Consider the following 14853-nt stretch of genomic DNA (forward strand, 5'->3'; position numbering starts at 1 on the left):
TCTGAAAAACTTAATCTAAAAATACAGAATGGTTTTATTATTTTTATAAAAATAAATGAGCCCTATGACAGACTGTATTTTTTGTAAAATAATCAACAGAGAACTTCCAGCTAGTATAATTCATGAAGATGATCATGTCATTGCTTTCATGGATATCCAACCTGTCAATCCGGGGCACATATTGGTTGTACCTAAAATACATAAAGAACTGATTGCGGAATTGGATACGGATTTAACCTCCAGAATGTTCAATATAGCAGCTAAAATTAACCTTGCAATCCGGAAATCACCCATACAATCAGAAGGTATTAATTATTTTCTGGCTGATGGAGAGGCTGCCGGACAAGAAGTTTTCCATACCCATCTTCATATATTTCCAAGATTTCGTCATGATGGTTTTGGCCTGAAATTCCATGAGAGCTATACTCAACTTCCCAAGCGTGAGGAACTTGATGAAATTTGCGGGAATATTAAGCTATCAATGGAATAACACTACCTGACATTGTTACAGTACGGCAGGGAGAATGAAATTCTCTATTATGTCTGTTATCTGCGGATGAGCATAATTTTGCCCATATGCACTTGCTGTGATGACAATAACCAAAGGTTGATCCTTAAAAATCAGGATATAATTTCCGCCATTACCTGCACAATAAAATGCTTCCGCTTTTTTGCTGCCAGTGGTAAAGGTTTTGTTCCAAAAAAGATAACTATAATATTCCTCTTTTCGATCGGGTATCTGTACTTGTCTGGTGAGTGTTTTTGCAACCCAAGACTGAGGAATTATTTGTTTTCCATCCCATATTCCGTTATTCTTATACAGTTGTCCATACTTGGCGAAATCCAATGCATTCATACGAATACTTCCCGCTGTGTTTGGAATATTTTGAGGAGTATATTGCCACTTATAATTTTTAATGCCCAGTGGATGAAAGAGTTTTTCCTCTGCAAATTTTTCTAAACCCGATGGAGCAGATTTGTTGATGATATCTCCAAGAACGATCACCCCGGCAGTAAAATAATGCCACTTGCTTTTTAAGGCAGGATCATAAGGGAGATTCATTGTAAAATTGACCCAATTACTGGTTGGATACATGTTTTCTTCATTCCCGAGAGAGTTCTCATTTCCATCATCACCATCAAACCCTGATGACATTGTTAGAAGCTCGTGGAGGGTTGCATTATCTTTGCCAGCTGGATATTGATAAGATTTTAAATCATAAAAAGCACTCAGCTTTTGATTTTCATCTTTAATTAAATGATTACCAATTGCGATTCCCATTAAAGTTGAGGCAAAAGATTTACCAACAGACCTTGGATCATGCAATGTGTTTCTATCCTCTCCATTGAAATATTCTTCTATTTGTAATTTTCCATCATTAATGACCACAATGCTGTTAATTTTTTTTAAAATACCCTCATCAATAGACCTCTTCAACTCCTTTATTTTGTTTTCATTGAATTTTTTAGAGGAAATTTCAAAACCATTATAGGGAGAAGGTTTATTAAGCGTAATGTGATTGGTGTCAATCTTAGGGTGTCGCAGAACATTTAAAAGCAGTTCCCCTTTTGCCAATACATTACTCACTTTAGTTTCATTATTTGTATTAATGTAAGCACGGATTTCTAAACGGAGTGTATGCTGGCCATCTTGCAATGCTTTCTCTCCTCCATTTGCCATAAATCTGTTCCAAAAAGATTCGCTCCATGTACCCTGACCGTTGGTATTATTAATCAGTGGCCTGTTAAGTATCAAAGCGGTGTCTTGTACTTTCTGATAAGGTGCTCCAGGTAGAAGATTACTTCGATAGATTTCATGATTGTCTACCCACAATGTAAATTGGTAATTCCCTTTTTTAAACAATGAGTCTTTTGGTGTGTTCGGATCCAGTTCAGACTTATAATGGGTGAGTGGTTTATCGAATGAAGCAACGAAATAAAGATCATTCTTATTGGTTAAAGTATATTTTTTAAGGACATCGTTTTTTGAAATCTGATTTAAATTTTTAAAAGATGAAAGAAAGAATACCTTTCCTATATTTTTAGAATAGAGTTCATTACCAGAACCTGATTTTTGAGATACATTCTTCTTTTGAGCATCTAATTGATTAAAAAATGCAGAGAAAATAAGAAGTAATACAATGATATTTTTCAAAATGTAGTTATTAATGTTTGGTACAAATTTCACTTAAAAATCGGAAACAAAATAGAACAGAATTAACATTTGTCTTTAAAGTTTGTCATATCCTTTTGGTGATCAATTAAGATAATTATGATGAAAAATGGATTACATTTGTTAGTACAACCAAGATCAATTAAAAGGTTGTAGGCGAAAATGAAATTACCAATAATACATGGATATATAGACAGAAGGATATTAATCAATTTTACAGCTGATCCGGAAGTTGTAGAAAAAATGATTCCTTTTCCATTCAGACCCCATCTGTATAAAAATAAAGCAATTGTTGGAATTTGTCTGATCAGGCTTAAAAATATAAAAGCGTTGGGGCTACCTGATTTTGTGGGTTTTGGTTCTGAAAACGGTGCCCACCGGATTGCTGTTGAATGGGATGAAAATGGTGAAGTGAAAACAGGAGTTTATATTCCGCGAAGAGATACTTCATCCAGAATAAACAGCCTTGTAGGAGGACGTATTTTTCCGGGTAAACATTATCATGCTCAATTCAATGTAAAGGAAGAAAATAAGAATTACCATATTGATTTTAAGAGCTCAGATCATCTTGAAACTTCAATCGATGCAACAGAAACAGAGGTATTCAGTACAAACTCCATATTCGGGACGTTGGAAGAGGCTTCTGCTTTTTTTGAGAAAGGGAACCTGGGATATTCTCCGAATAAAAATAAATTTGAAGGGCTGGAGCTTAATACTTACAAGTGGGAAACGCAACCTCTCGAAGTATCAGGATTAAAATCTACTTTTTACGAAAACGAGAAGGTTTTTCCAAAAGGTTCTATAGCTTTTGATAATGCTTTGTTAATGACCCATATCGAACATACATGGAAAATGATGTCTGATAAAGTTTGATCTATATGTAAAATTAAATACAAAACTATGTACAACGAAGAATTAGCAAATCGAATACGGGAAGCATTGATCGATGAAAAGGACGTTATCGAGAAGAAAATGTTTCAGGGTTTAAGCTTTATGGTAGATGATAAATTGTGCGTCGGGGTTCGTAATGATGAGATCCTTTGCAGAATTGATCCTGAAAAAGCAGAATTGGAACTGGAAAAAATATATTGCCGTCCGATGATACATGGAGAAAGAATTGCTAAAGGATATATTTTTGTTAGTGAAGCGGGATATCAACGAAGTAAGGATTTTCAATATTATATAGACCTCTGTCTCGATTACAATAAAATTGTACAGAAGTCCAAAAAGAAGTAATATCTGCACATATACAGAAGAGACAGAAAAAGATACATCTATTTAGCAATCACCATAAACTGATTTAACCTTTTAATAAATTCCCCTTGTTTTCATAAAAGTTACCTATTTTTAGCATACCAAATTTAAAATACCATGAAGATTAAGACTCCGATATATATTATCCTTGTATTTGGACTGTTTGCAAATTCTTTATCTGCACAAACAAATACGCAGTTAAAAAATGAAATTTCAAAAGTAGAATCAGGATTGATACCTGCTGTCCGGTTTCAGGGTGAGCCTACCTGGACTATCGAGTCTAGAATGAAATATTATAATGTTCCTGCAGTCAGTATTGCTGTTATCAGAAACTCCAAAGTGATCTGGAGTAAGGCCTACGGTTTAGCCGATATAGAAAATAAAACACCTGCTACTACCCAGACATTATTTCAGGTAGCATCCATGAGTAAGCCTGTAAGTGCTTATGCAGCATTAAAGGAAGTGGAGCTTGGAAAAATAAATGCAGATGCGGATGTAAATACCTATTTGAAATCCTGGAAAATTCCAGATAATCAATTTACCAAAGAGAAAAAGGTCACTCTTAAAAATATCGTAAGCCACACTGCCGGTTTCACTGTAGGAGGTTTTCCTGGATATGAACCAGGGAAAGCTGTACCTACGCTTGTTCAGCTTTTGAATGGACAAAGTCCTGCTAACACCCCTGCAATTTTTGTGGATAAAGAACCAGGAAAGCCATTTCGTTATTCCGGGGGCGGATATTGTGTAATGCAACAAATGCTTATTGATATTGAAGGTCAAGATTTCACTACGATCATGAAAGAGAGAGTGCTTGAACCATTGAATATGCAAAAGAGTACATACGCTCAACCTTTGCCAGAAGCTTTAGCTTCATCAGCAGCTACAGCATATGCTCAGAATGGGAATAAAGTTCCGGGAAGATATCATACCTATCCAGAGCAGGCACCTGCCGGTTTATGGACAACAGCAGAAGATTATGCCAAATTTGTTATAGACATTCAGAATACACTAAGTGGAAAAAGCCATACTATTATTTCTCACAAGATGGCAGAAGAATTTACAAGTCCTTTCATCGAACCTTTTGTAGGATTGGGCATCTTTCTTGAAAATAAAGACGGACAGATCTACTTCTCTCATGGAGGTTGGAATGAAGGGTTTTCCAGCCAATTTACAGGAAGTAAGACAGGTGGTGATGGGATTGTGATTTTAACCAATACCAACAAACCTGATTTTATCAACGAATTACTTCGCTCAGTAGCTACCGTGTATCATTGGCCCAATTATATGGCACCTGTTGATAAAATTTTACCTTTAAATTCTAATGATTTAACCAATAATATAGGTCGTTACAGGCTTGATAAATATGGATTTTGTAAAGTTTATCAGGAAAAAGGAAAGCTGATGGCAATCAATAATGTAGAAGCTCCAGCAGAGCTCATTAAAGTAGGGGAAAACAGTTATGCCTTAAGGGATTGGGATTATAAAGTAACATTTAAAAAAGATGATAAAACAGGCAAGAAAGAGCTTGTTCAGATTTTGCTTGATAAGAAGACGATTCGATTAAGGGGCGAGCAAATGAGTAAAGATGAAAAAACACCTTTGGAACTGATCCTGGAAGGGCAATTTGAGAAAGGTGTTGAAGCTTATAAGAAAGCAAAAACTGATGACCCCAATAATGAGCAGCTTTCTGAAGGCTCTATCAATGGGACAGGCTATGCCTTACTTCGACAAAAAGATTTCACAAAGTCCATTGATGTTTTCCGAGTAAATACAATATTATATCCCAAGAGTGATAATGTGTACGACAGCTTAGGTGAAGCCTATCTGAATGCGGGGCAGAAAGATAAAGCCAAAGAAAATTATCAAAAAGTATTAGAGATTAATCCTAATCATGAAAATGCAGCGAAGGTTCTAAAAACGTTATGATCACTAATTGGAATAATAAAAAATGGAGAACCTAGATCAGGTGCTTAGCATTCATTTCTGAATAATCTTTTTCTTTGAGGAAATATATAGTTAGTAAAAAAAGTCGTGATTTAATGTGATAAATAAAATATCATCCTTAATTTTTTTGAATCCATTTTCATAAAGCTTAATTTTGTAAAAAATTGAATTCATTTTGGTTATGAAAAGGAAGCTAGTTCAAAGACATCACTATTTCAGATTAATTGTAGTATCAGTTATTATCAGTATTTGTGCCTCTTTTTTGGGGTATTCATTAAAGTTTATGACAGAACGTTTCCAAAAGTTATTATTCCACTTTGCTGAAAGGGAGAATTCATTATACTTTATTATTCTTCCAACAATAGGGATCACTGCCATTTATTTTTTGCGAAAATACCTTTTCAAGAACCGGAAAAATAAAGGCATTACCGAAATTTATAAAACAGTTGATCAGAGAAAAGACCATTTACCCTTATTTAAAATTCCATCCCATTATTTTAATGGATTTTTGACAGTGGTTTTTGGAGGCTCTACAGGCATTGAAGTTTCAACCGTGGTGGCGACAGCTACAATTGGAAATGCAGCATATGAGAGACAATTTTCTGCAAACATTTACAAGTTGGAATTGATTTGTGCAGGTGTTGTAGCTGGGGTAGCTATTTTATTTGGAAGCCCTATTGCAGGATGGCTTTTCGCAATGGAAGTTATTGCCAGAAAATTCAACAAAACTCTTTTTATCAGTTGCACAGCGTCTGCTATAGTTTCAGGGATTTTCCTGTATTTTGTGAAGAGCGAGCCTTTGCTTCCTTTTGAGATCACAGGATGGAAATGGTCAGCAGTTCCATTTTTTGTGCTTTTGAGTTTATTAGGAGGTGTTTTGTCAGTATATTTTACTTTTCTGGTTATTAGAATTAAAGATTTCTTTTCTGGGATTTCCAATAACTTTTTGAGAGTTAACCTTGGTGCTTTGATCGTGGGAGGAATGATTTTCTGTTTTCCATTTTTGTATGGAGACAGCTACCATTCTCTTTCAGAAATCCTTACACATCCTGAAAGCTATTCCTTTTTTTTTCTTGCCTTTCTGATCTTCCTAAAACCGCTAGCTTCTTCATTAACGCTTGGAGCAGGAGGAGACGGTGGTGTTTTTGCGCCGAGTATTGTTGCAGGAGCATTTTTAGGATTTGCATTTGCCCTCTTTTGTAATACATTTTTTGGTACCTCTTTGGTTTATATGAACTTTGTTTTAGTAGGAGCAGCTGCTACTTTATCAGCTTCTATTTATGCACCTTTTACGGCATTATTCCTGGTTTGTAACCTTGCCCCGAATGGATATGTGCTATTTTTTCCTATTTTGATTGGGTGTCTTATTTCAAAAAATTTAGCTAAAAGGATTTTACCATATAATGTATATACCTATAATATGAAAGCTTAGATCATCAAAGATGGAAGAACAGTAAAAAAGAGATTGCTTCGTTCCTCGCAATGACATTGCGTTTGTGCTTCCCACAGATTACACGAATTTCACAGATTAAGATGACTAAAATTCAAACTTTGAGATAAATTCCCAATCGACCTAGGAAGCTGTAGCGTTAAGAAAATAAGTTCTGTGAACGTTAAGAAAATTCTACTGTTCGAAGCGCGACAACAATGCCGAATCGGAAAACTCACAATGAATTCGCGCAAGTTTTAGAATTTTTAGTGAACAGAACTTATTTTTAGCGAAAGATTCCAGTCTTGAACTTTTGGTTCTTTTGTTTCAAGACAAAAGAATATGTAAAAAAAGATTGCTTCGTTTCTCGCAATGGGAGAGGATTTATCTCTCGCGGATTTAGCAGATTACGCAGATTTAAAAAAGCCCTATATTTCAACTTTGACGTCAATTCCCAATCGACCTAGGAAGCTGTAGCGTTAAGAAAATAAGTTCTGTAAACGTTAAGAAAATTCTACTGTTCGAAGCGCGACAATCATTTTGAATCGAAGAACTCAGAGTAAATCTCGCGCAAGTTTTAGAATTTTTAGTGAACAGAAGTTATTTTTAGCGGAAGCTTCCAGTCTTGAACTTTTGGTTCTTTTGTTTCAAGACAAAAGAATATGATAAAAAAGAGATTGCTTCGTTCCTCGCAATGACATTTAGTTGATCTCGCACAGATTTCACGAATTTCACAGATTAATATGGCAAAAATTCAAACTTTGAGATAAATTCCCAATCGACCTAGGAAGCTGTAGCGTAAAGAAAATAAGTTCTGTGAGCGTTAAGAAAATTCTACTGTCCGAAGCGCGACAATAATGCCGAATCGAAGAACTCAGAGTAAATCTCGCGCAAGTTTTAGAATTTTTAGTGAGCAGAACTTATTTTTAGCGAAAGATTCCAGTCTTGAATTTTTGGTTCTTTTGTTTTAAGACAAAAGAACATATAAAATAAAAAAGATTGCTTCGTTCGTCGTAATGACCCCTGTCGTTTTTAACAATTGATAAATGCATCCCGAAACATAAACTTTAGTTTTGTACAAAAAATATGTCAGGAGAAACAGATTTGAAAATATTACTGCAAAATATGGAACCGGTATTGAATTCCGGGGAATATGTTTTTTGCAAAGTAGAAAGCTTGAATAAGATTCCAGATATGGAAAAGCTCCTGTTTTTCTTTCGGGAAACAGAAGCAGTTACTGTTGTTTTGGAAAAATCGACTGCAGATAAATGGAATTTAGAATATGATTATATTTCTTCATGGATTACCCTGAACGTTCATTCTTCATTGGAAGCTGTAGGATTAACGGCCGCTTTTGCCAACGCTCTAAAACAGGAGAGTATTAGCTGTAATGTGGTAGCTGCTTATTTTCATGATCATATTTTTGTTGCGAAAGATGATGCTGAAAAGGCAATGTCAGCTTTAGTGAGACTAAGTATGTAAAGGTTTAACTTGGGCTTACATTCTCTTTCTTAACCCAATCATAATAGTCAGTTAAACAGCTCTCTAAAACCAAGTGGAGTCGTATTCGTCATTTTCTTAAAAAACTTGCTGAAAGACTGAGGATGTTCGAAACCCAGTTCATAGGCTATTTCACTTACACTATTGTTGGTTGTACTTAGTTTTTCTTTTGCCTTTTCGGTTAGTTTTTGATGAATAAAGTATTGCGTGCTTTGTCCGGTAAGATTTTGAAGCAATGTTCTCAGATAGCCCGTTGAAATACTGAGTTGTTCTGAAATGTATTGAACAGTAGGAATTCCGTTATTTACGATCATTTCACTATTGAAGTAATGATTAAGAATTGTTTCAAGGCGTTCGAGAATTTCATGATGGGCTTTATCCCGGGTGATAAACTGACGTTGATAAAAACGGTTGGAATAATTGAAGAGTGTTTCAAGTAAAGAAGCCATGATATCACTGCTGAATTGATCTGTATTGGTATTATATTCCTGGCGGATATTTTCTATTAATTGTTGGAGTATCTGCTCTTCATTATCAGAAAGGAAAAGGGCTTCATGTAGGGAATAATCAAAGAATTCATATTTCGTGATAGTTTTCGCGAGTGTTTTATTCCATAGAAAATCAGGATGGATCATCAGCATCCAGCCTTCTGCGGGGCGGAACTGTTCATCTCTTTCAATACGTAAGACCTGATTAGGAGCCATAAAAAATAAAATTCCTTCATCAAAATCATAATCCTGCTGACCATATCTGTATTTATGGTTCATGTTTCTTTTTACAGAAAGGGTATAAAAATCAAATACGATGCTTTCACTTCCTTTTTGAGGTGGATTTTGCATATCTGCAAAATCGATTATGCTGATCAACGGATGTTTGGGCTTAGGTAAGCCACGCAAGGTATGAAACTGTGAAATGGTTTTGATTCTGATGGGTTCTTGTGATGCCATAATCTTTTAAGATAAAAGAAAAGAATATGCCGATAAGCATCCAACATATTCTTTCGTGATGTTATACAGTAAATTTACGATTTATTCGGTTGGGAAATAGACATTGCCTTCTAATTCTGATAACAGGTCAATCTGATTGGGATGCCAGTCTAGTTTTTCCTGTGTAACAGTACTGGAAGCTTGAATATTGAACTTGGCAAAGTGGGTAAACCATGTAAAATGTTCAGCAACATCAGCCGCTGCTATAGACTGTGTTGGCAGACCCAATTTTGAACCTATCATTTCAGCAATCTTTCTGAATTCAATTCCCTGTTCAGCCACGCCGTGATAGCGTGTTCCACTTCCGGAGTGTTTTTCCACGGCCAAACGGAACAGTTTTGCTGCGTCTTGGCGATGTACCGCCGGCCATAGATTATCTCCGTTTTCAATGTATGCAGAAAAACCTTTTGCTTTTGCAATACCTATCAGCGAAGGTATGAAACCAATTTTATCACCCAGATCATGAACTACAGGCGGAAGACGTACAACAGCTACTTGTACACCCGTCGCAGCAACTTTATCAGCAGCGAGTTCTGTTAGAATTCGAGGAATAGCATCACCTTCCGGATGGTCATTTTCTGTAACGATTCCGTGTTTTTGAATAATACCGATTCCTGAAGTAATGATAAATGGTTTCTGTGTCCCTTTCAAAGCAGCACCGATCGTTTCAATAACCTGTCCATCCAGAATGCACATTTCTTTAAATTTACTGAAATCATGGATGAAACCAAGATGAACCACTGCATCAGCCATTTCTACTGCCTCCGTCAATGTTTCAGGTTGACTGAGATCACCGTAATATACTTCTACTCCAGACTCTCTTAATTTTTGGGCAGATTCTTCTGAACGAGCCAGACCCAGAACCTTGTGTCCCCCTGCTTGTAATTCTTTTACTGTTGCAGAACCTATGAAGCCTGTGGCTCCTGTTACAAATACTTTCATTTTTATGCTTGTTTTTAACAATACAAAGTTGAAAAGAAAGCATTTTCTTTATGTAGCCAGAACACACTTTGTTGTAGCCGGAAAATTGATTTTGTTTATTGAAATTGCTTCGTTCCTCTCAATGACAGTAGGTTTATTTCCCACAGATTTCACGAATTTCACAGATTAAGATGGCAAAAATTTAAAGATTGAAGATGATTCCCAATCGACCTAGGAAGCTGTAGCGTAAAGAAAATGATTTCTGTGAATGTTAAAAAAATTCTACTGTCCGAAGCGCGACAATTATTTTGAATCGGAAAACTCAAAGTGAATTCGCGCAAGTTTTAGAATTTTTAGTGAACAGAAATCATTTTTAGCGAAAGATTCCAGTCTTGAATTTTTGGTTCTTTTGTTTTTAAGATAAAAGAATATATAAGAATAAGAATGCATATTGAGATTGCTTCGTCCCTCGCAATGACGGTAGGTTTATTTCCCACAGATTTCACGAATTTCACAGATTATGATGACAAAAATTTAAAGATTGAAGATAATTCCTAATCGACCTAGGAAGCTGTAGCGTAAAGAAAATGATTTCTGTGAACGTAAAGAAAATTCTACTGTTCGAAGCGCGACAATCATTTTGAATCGAAAAACTTATAGTGAATTCGCGCAAGTTTTAGAATTTTTAGTGAACAGAAATTATTTTTAGTGGAAGGTTCCAGTCTTGAACTTTTGGTTCTTTTGCTTCAAGGTAAAAGAACATATAAGAATAAGAATGCGTATTGAGATTGCTTCGTTCCTCGCAATGGCAGTAGGTTTATCTCCCACAGATTTCACGAATTTCACAGATTAAAATGACAAAAATTTAAACTTTGGATAATTCCTAATCGACCTAGGAAACTGTAGCGTAAAGAAAATAATTTCTGTGAACGTTAAGAAAATTCTACTGTCCGAAGCGCGACAATTATTTTGAATCGAAAAACTCATAGTGAATTCGCGCAAGTTTTAGAATTTTTAGTGAACAGAAATCATTTTTAGCGGAAGATTCCAGTCTTGAACTTTTGGTTCTTTTGCTTCAAGGTAAAAGAACATATAAGAATAAGAATGCATATTGAGATTGCTTCGTTCCTCGCAATGACAGGGTGGAAGTTCTGTGGACAAATAAGATTGGTTAAAAAAAACTTAATTAAGCGAATCCCTAAACGCAATCGGTGTCGTCTTCGTCATTTTCTTAAAAAACTTACTAAAAGATTGCGGATGCTCAAACCCTAGTTCATAAGCAATTTCACTAATTGATAACTGGGTGGTTGAAAGTTTTTCTTTGGCAAGGGTATTGAGTTTTTGATGAATATGTTGTTGGGCTCCCTGGCCAGTCAGCGAACGGAGCAAATCACTCAGATAGCTAGCCGAAATATTGAGTTTTTCAGCCAGGGAATGCACTGTAGGAATCCCTTGTTCCAATAGTGAAGAATTATTGAAATAATGATCAAGAGCTTCTTCAAACTTTTCGAGTATACCATGGTTGACTGCTTTTCTGGTGATAAACTGTCGTTTGTAAAAACGGTTACTATACGTTAATAGAAGTTCTATTTGTGCTATCATCACATCCTGGCTAAAATCATCAATTCTGTTATTTAATTCCTCCTCAATGATTGTGAAAACAGATAAGATGGTTTCTTTTTCTTTTTCTGAAAGGTGTAGGGCTTCATTAGCAGCATACGAAAAGAAACCATAGTCTTTTATTTTTTTTACTAATGGATATGATAAAAGGAAATCAGGATGAAAGAACAGGATAAAACCAGAATTGGCTTTACCATTAGGACTTTCAAAAATTTGATTGGGGGCAGTGAAGATTAATCCACCTTCACCAAAGTCGTAATAATTCTGTCCATATCTTGCCTGGTTGCATAGATCTGTTTTATAAGCAATCTTATAAAAATTCAGCATCATGGTTGGAGACAGTTCATCAGGATTGATGGTCATATCTTTGATATTCATAAAACTTACCAAAGGATGTAAGGGCTTTGGAAGCCCGAACACCTTATGTAAGTCGGATAAAGATTCAAATTTTTGTGGAATATTTTTATCCATTTCAAATGAATGTATTAACGTTGTTTTATTATTCAGTGAATTCAATTACAATTTAAGAATAAATCTCTTTTATCTGTTCATTCCTGTGTTGTAAAATTAATCTTTTAATGTTCTCAGTTTGGCAAGATCTTCATCTCTTCTGTTACCATGAATCTGAATGGTAGATAATGCAGATTCTATTTGGTTGAATTCATCTTCACTAAGTACCAGATCGGCAGAACTCATATTCTCCTGAATTCTTTTTAGATTTCTTGAACCGGGAATAGGTACGATAAAATCATTTTTATGAAGCATCCACGCAAGAGAAACCTGTGCCGGAGTGGCTTCTTTTATGGTGGCAAACTGATGCAATAGATCTAATAAGGGTTGATTCGCAAGAATATTATCTTTTTCAAAACGTGTAATAACCCTTCTGGCGTCAATCCCCGTAAATTGGGTCTCTGCATTCACCTGACCGGATAAGAAACCATTGGCAAGGGGTGAGAAAGCGACAAATCCAATTCCGAGTTCTCCACAGGTTGGAATGACATCCTTTTCAAACTGGCGTGCCATGATAGAATATTCACTCTGTATAGCTGTGATAGGAGTAATAGCATGAGCTTTTCTGATTTCTTCTTCTGTTGCCTGGGATTGTCCCCAACCTAATATTTTTCCTTCTTTAATCAATTCTCCCATACAATAGGCAATATCCTCAACAGGAATGTCTTTGTTGACACGGTGCTGATAGTATAATTCGATGTGATCGGTTTTCAGTCTTTTTAATGAGTTTTCTATTTTATTTCTGATAATACTCATTAATTTTTCTTTGGAATACGCTTCCATACTTTCCTGTATCCAAAACTTGGTCGCGATACTCACCTCATTTCTGAAACCAGCCAATGCTTCACCCAATAATTCTTCATTGGCTCCCATTGCATAAGCTTCTGCGGTATCAAAAAAGGTATAGCCCATATCATAGGTGTTGTGAAGTAATTGAATAGATTCTTTCCAATCTGGTGTAGATCCATATCCTTGGCTAAGTCCCATACTTCCATAGCCGATTGCTGATACTTCTAGATTTCTCAATTTTCTTGATTTCATCTTTATTCTTATTTAAAGTTTATGATACAAAGATCAGCTTACAGAGTTGGCTTTACGTAGCCTGATTGAGGGATCACGTAGCCTGATTGCGGAAAAAGAATTGTAGTGGATTTTTCCGGAAAGATCAAAAGGAAGGAAAAATAACTTTCTTCTATTTTTTAAGATTCACGAATGTCTGATTAACCACTGAAAATGTCCGTTTCAGGTATTTTGTAAGTGTTCTGCTTTTCCGTACGGACTAAGTTTGCACCATAATCATACAAAAATAAACAACAATGAAAGCATTCAGAACAATTTCAGCAGCAAGTATTTTATGTGTAACCTTATTTTCAGTAGCAACTGTTTCATGCAGTGAAGAGGGGGAGATCATCACCCAGGAAGTGCAGGTAGTGAATCACCGTAACGCGAAAACCAAATTCGTAAAAGTAAAGGGAAATGACTTTGCCTACCGAACCTGGGGGAAAGAAGACGGAATTCCTTTGATATTGTTACCGGGATTAGGAGGGTCTATGGACGATTGGGATCCTGCCGTTACCGATGGACTGGCCCAGAAATACAAAGTGATCATTTTTGATAATCAGGGCGTAGCATCTTCTAAAGGAACAACACCCAATACTGTACAGGGTATGGCAGATGACGCGATTGATTTTATCAAAGCATTGAACCTTAGTAAGGTAAATATCATGGGCTTTTCGATGGGAGGATTTGTGGCACAAAGAGTGGTTTTAACACAGCCGACGCTGATCAATAAAGTGATCTTAACTGGTACCGGACCCAAGGGAGCGATTGGATTATCCAATCTACCGAATATCATTGCCGGAACAGCAGGGCTGAGTCCTGAAGAATCCTTTCTGAAATTCGGATTTACGCAATCGGCAGCCAGTATTGCAGAAGGAAAAGCTTCTTATGGAAGAATTCAACTTCGTACTACGGAAAGGGATCTTGCACTAAGTGATGCTACTTCCAATGCTCAATTTACTGCGGTTTTAAGCTGGGCACAACCTGATGCCAACGCGCTTGAAGAAATAAAAATGATTAAAAATCCAGTTCTTATCGTTCATGGGGAAAATGACCTTCCTGTAGCGGTGCAGAATGCCCATAATATGAAACAAAATTTAGAGCATGCAGAACTCCTGGTATTCCCGGATTCAGGACATGCGTCCTTCTTTCAGAATCATAATGCGTTTGTGGCGAAAGCTGTTGCGTTTTTAAGTGAGTAGTTTTTGTTTTTATGGTTAAGAGCTTACTGGTTATTGGTAGGCTCTTAGCTTTTAGGGGGTATTTTTTGTTAAACGCAAAGGCGCAATTATTTTACAAATGTTATGTTTATAAGGCGCGAGAAATCCAGTATTTTATATGATTACTAATTACAATTCAATTGTATTCTACCCATTTATGTCATTCCGTAGGAATCTAAACCCGAGCTTTTATAAGGGTGTGCTAAGATTCCTACGGAATGACAATATTGAGTATGA

Annotated in this window: 12 protein-coding genes; 7 read left to right on the forward strand and 5 right to left on the reverse strand. The window is 36.0% G+C overall.

The genetic code is table 11. The annotated features are described in order from the left end of the window. Positions 1-64: 64 nt before the first annotated feature. Positions 65-490, forward strand: coding sequence for an HIT family protein (locus JHL15_RS09775; RefSeq protein WP_200245401.1), 426 nt, complete (start codon positions 65-67; stop codon positions 488-490). Positions 491-505: 15 nt separating this feature from the next. Here JHL15_RS09775 and JHL15_RS09780 read toward each other — a convergent pair whose 3' ends face one another. Beyond that, positions 506-2155, reverse strand: coding sequence for a serine hydrolase domain-containing protein (locus JHL15_RS09780; protein WP_200245403.1), 1650 nt, complete (start codon positions 2153-2155; stop codon positions 506-508). Positions 2156-2335: 180 nt separating this feature from the next. Between JHL15_RS09780 and JHL15_RS09785 the strand changes: the two genes are divergently transcribed. The 5 genes from JHL15_RS09785 to JHL15_RS09805 all read left to right on the forward strand — a co-directional run bounded on the left by JHL15_RS09785 (position 2336) and on the right by JHL15_RS09805 (position 8282). Then, positions 2336-3046, forward strand: coding sequence for a DUF2071 domain-containing protein (locus JHL15_RS09785; protein WP_200245405.1), 711 nt, complete (start codon positions 2336-2338; stop codon positions 3044-3046). A gap of 27 nt (positions 3047-3073) precedes the next feature. Next, positions 3074-3409: a TfoX/Sxy family protein gene (locus JHL15_RS09790; RefSeq protein ID WP_200245406.1), complete on the forward strand. Its 336-nt coding sequence runs from the start codon at positions 3074-3076 to the stop codon at positions 3407-3409. A gap of 135 nt (positions 3410-3544) precedes the next feature. Then, positions 3545-5353, forward strand: coding sequence for a serine hydrolase (locus JHL15_RS09795; RefSeq protein WP_200245408.1), 1809 nt, complete (start codon positions 3545-3547; stop codon positions 5351-5353). A gap of 199 nt (positions 5354-5552) precedes the next feature. After that, positions 5553-6803, forward strand: coding sequence for a chloride channel protein (locus JHL15_RS09800; protein WP_200245409.1), 1251 nt, complete (start codon positions 5553-5555; stop codon positions 6801-6803). 1083 nt (positions 6804-7886) lie between these two features. Next, the gene (locus JHL15_RS09805) at positions 7887-8282 is read left to right on the forward strand and encodes an ACT domain-containing protein (RefSeq protein ID WP_200245410.1); all 396 of its coding nucleotides are present in this window, start codon (positions 7887-7889) and stop codon (positions 8280-8282) included. A 47-nt stretch (positions 8283-8329) separates the two neighbouring features. Here the strand turns inward: JHL15_RS09805 and JHL15_RS09810 are convergent, their stop codons facing one another. The 4 genes from JHL15_RS09810 to JHL15_RS09825 all read right to left on the reverse strand — a co-directional run bounded on the left by JHL15_RS09810 (position 8330) and on the right by JHL15_RS09825 (position 13378). Next, on the reverse strand, positions 8330-9247 hold the full coding sequence (locus JHL15_RS09810; RefSeq protein ID WP_200245411.1) for a helix-turn-helix domain-containing protein: 918 nt from the start codon (positions 9245-9247) through the stop codon (positions 8330-8332). Between the two features lie 81 nt (positions 9248-9328). Further along, positions 9329-10228 carry an SDR family oxidoreductase gene (locus JHL15_RS09815; RefSeq protein ID WP_200245412.1) on the reverse strand — a complete coding sequence of 300 codons (900 nt, stop codon included), beginning with the start codon at positions 10226-10228 and terminating at the stop codon, positions 9329-9331. A 1161-nt stretch (positions 10229-11389) separates the two neighbouring features. Further along, entirely contained in the window at positions 11390-12298 is a 909-nt protein-coding gene (locus JHL15_RS09820) for a helix-turn-helix domain-containing protein (protein WP_200245413.1), read from the reverse strand. A gap of 96 nt (positions 12299-12394) precedes the next feature. Then, entirely contained in the window at positions 12395-13378 is a 984-nt protein-coding gene (locus tag JHL15_RS09825) for an aldo/keto reductase (protein WP_200245414.1), read from the reverse strand. A 275-nt stretch (positions 13379-13653) separates the two neighbouring features. On the opposite strand from JHL15_RS09825, the gene JHL15_RS09830 reads away from it, so the two are divergent. Further along, entirely contained in the window at positions 13654-14598 is a 945-nt protein-coding gene (locus JHL15_RS09830) for an alpha/beta fold hydrolase (protein WP_200245416.1), read from the forward strand. Positions 14599-14853: the final 255 nt, after the last annotated feature.

The organism is Chryseobacterium paridis, assembly GCF_016595215.1.
Taxonomy (GTDB): domain Bacteria; phylum Bacteroidota; class Bacteroidia; order Flavobacteriales; family Weeksellaceae; genus Chryseobacterium; species Chryseobacterium paridis.

Bases quoted from the DNA above. Each gene is read 5' to 3' on its own strand.
- JHL15_RS09775 (WP_200245401.1), top strand. From the start codon at position 65: ATGACAGACTGTATTTTTTGTAAAATAATCAACAGAGAACTTCCAGCT.
- JHL15_RS09785 (WP_200245405.1), top strand. From the start codon at position 2,336: ATGAAATTACCAATAATACATGGATATATAGACAGAAGGATATTAATC.
- JHL15_RS09790 (WP_200245406.1), top strand. From the start codon at position 3,074: ATGTACAACGAAGAATTAGCAAATCGAATACGGGAAGCATTGATCGAT.
- JHL15_RS09795 (WP_200245408.1), top strand. From the start codon at position 3,545: ATGAAGATTAAGACTCCGATATATATTATCCTTGTATTTGGACTGTTT.
- JHL15_RS09800 (WP_200245409.1), top strand. From the start codon at position 5,553: ATGAAAAGGAAGCTAGTTCAAAGACATCACTATTTCAGATTAATTGTA.
- JHL15_RS09805 (WP_200245410.1), top strand. From the start codon at position 7,887: ATGTCAGGAGAAACAGATTTGAAAATATTACTGCAAAATATGGAACCG.
- JHL15_RS09810 (WP_200245411.1), bottom strand. From the start codon at position 9,247: ATGGCATCACAAGAACCCATCAGAATCAAAACCATTTCACAGTTTCAT.
- JHL15_RS09815 (WP_200245412.1), bottom strand. From the start codon at position 10,228: ATGAAAGTATTTGTAACAGGAGCCACAGGCTTCATAGGTTCTGCAACA.
- JHL15_RS09820 (WP_200245413.1), bottom strand. From the start codon at position 12,298: ATGGATAAAAATATTCCACAAAAATTTGAATCTTTATCCGACTTACAT.
- JHL15_RS09825 (WP_200245414.1), bottom strand. From the start codon at position 13,378: ATGAAATCAAGAAAATTGAGAAATCTAGAAGTATCAGCAATCGGCTAT.
- JHL15_RS09830 (WP_200245416.1), top strand. From the start codon at position 13,654: ATGAAAGCATTCAGAACAATTTCAGCAGCAAGTATTTTATGTGTAACC.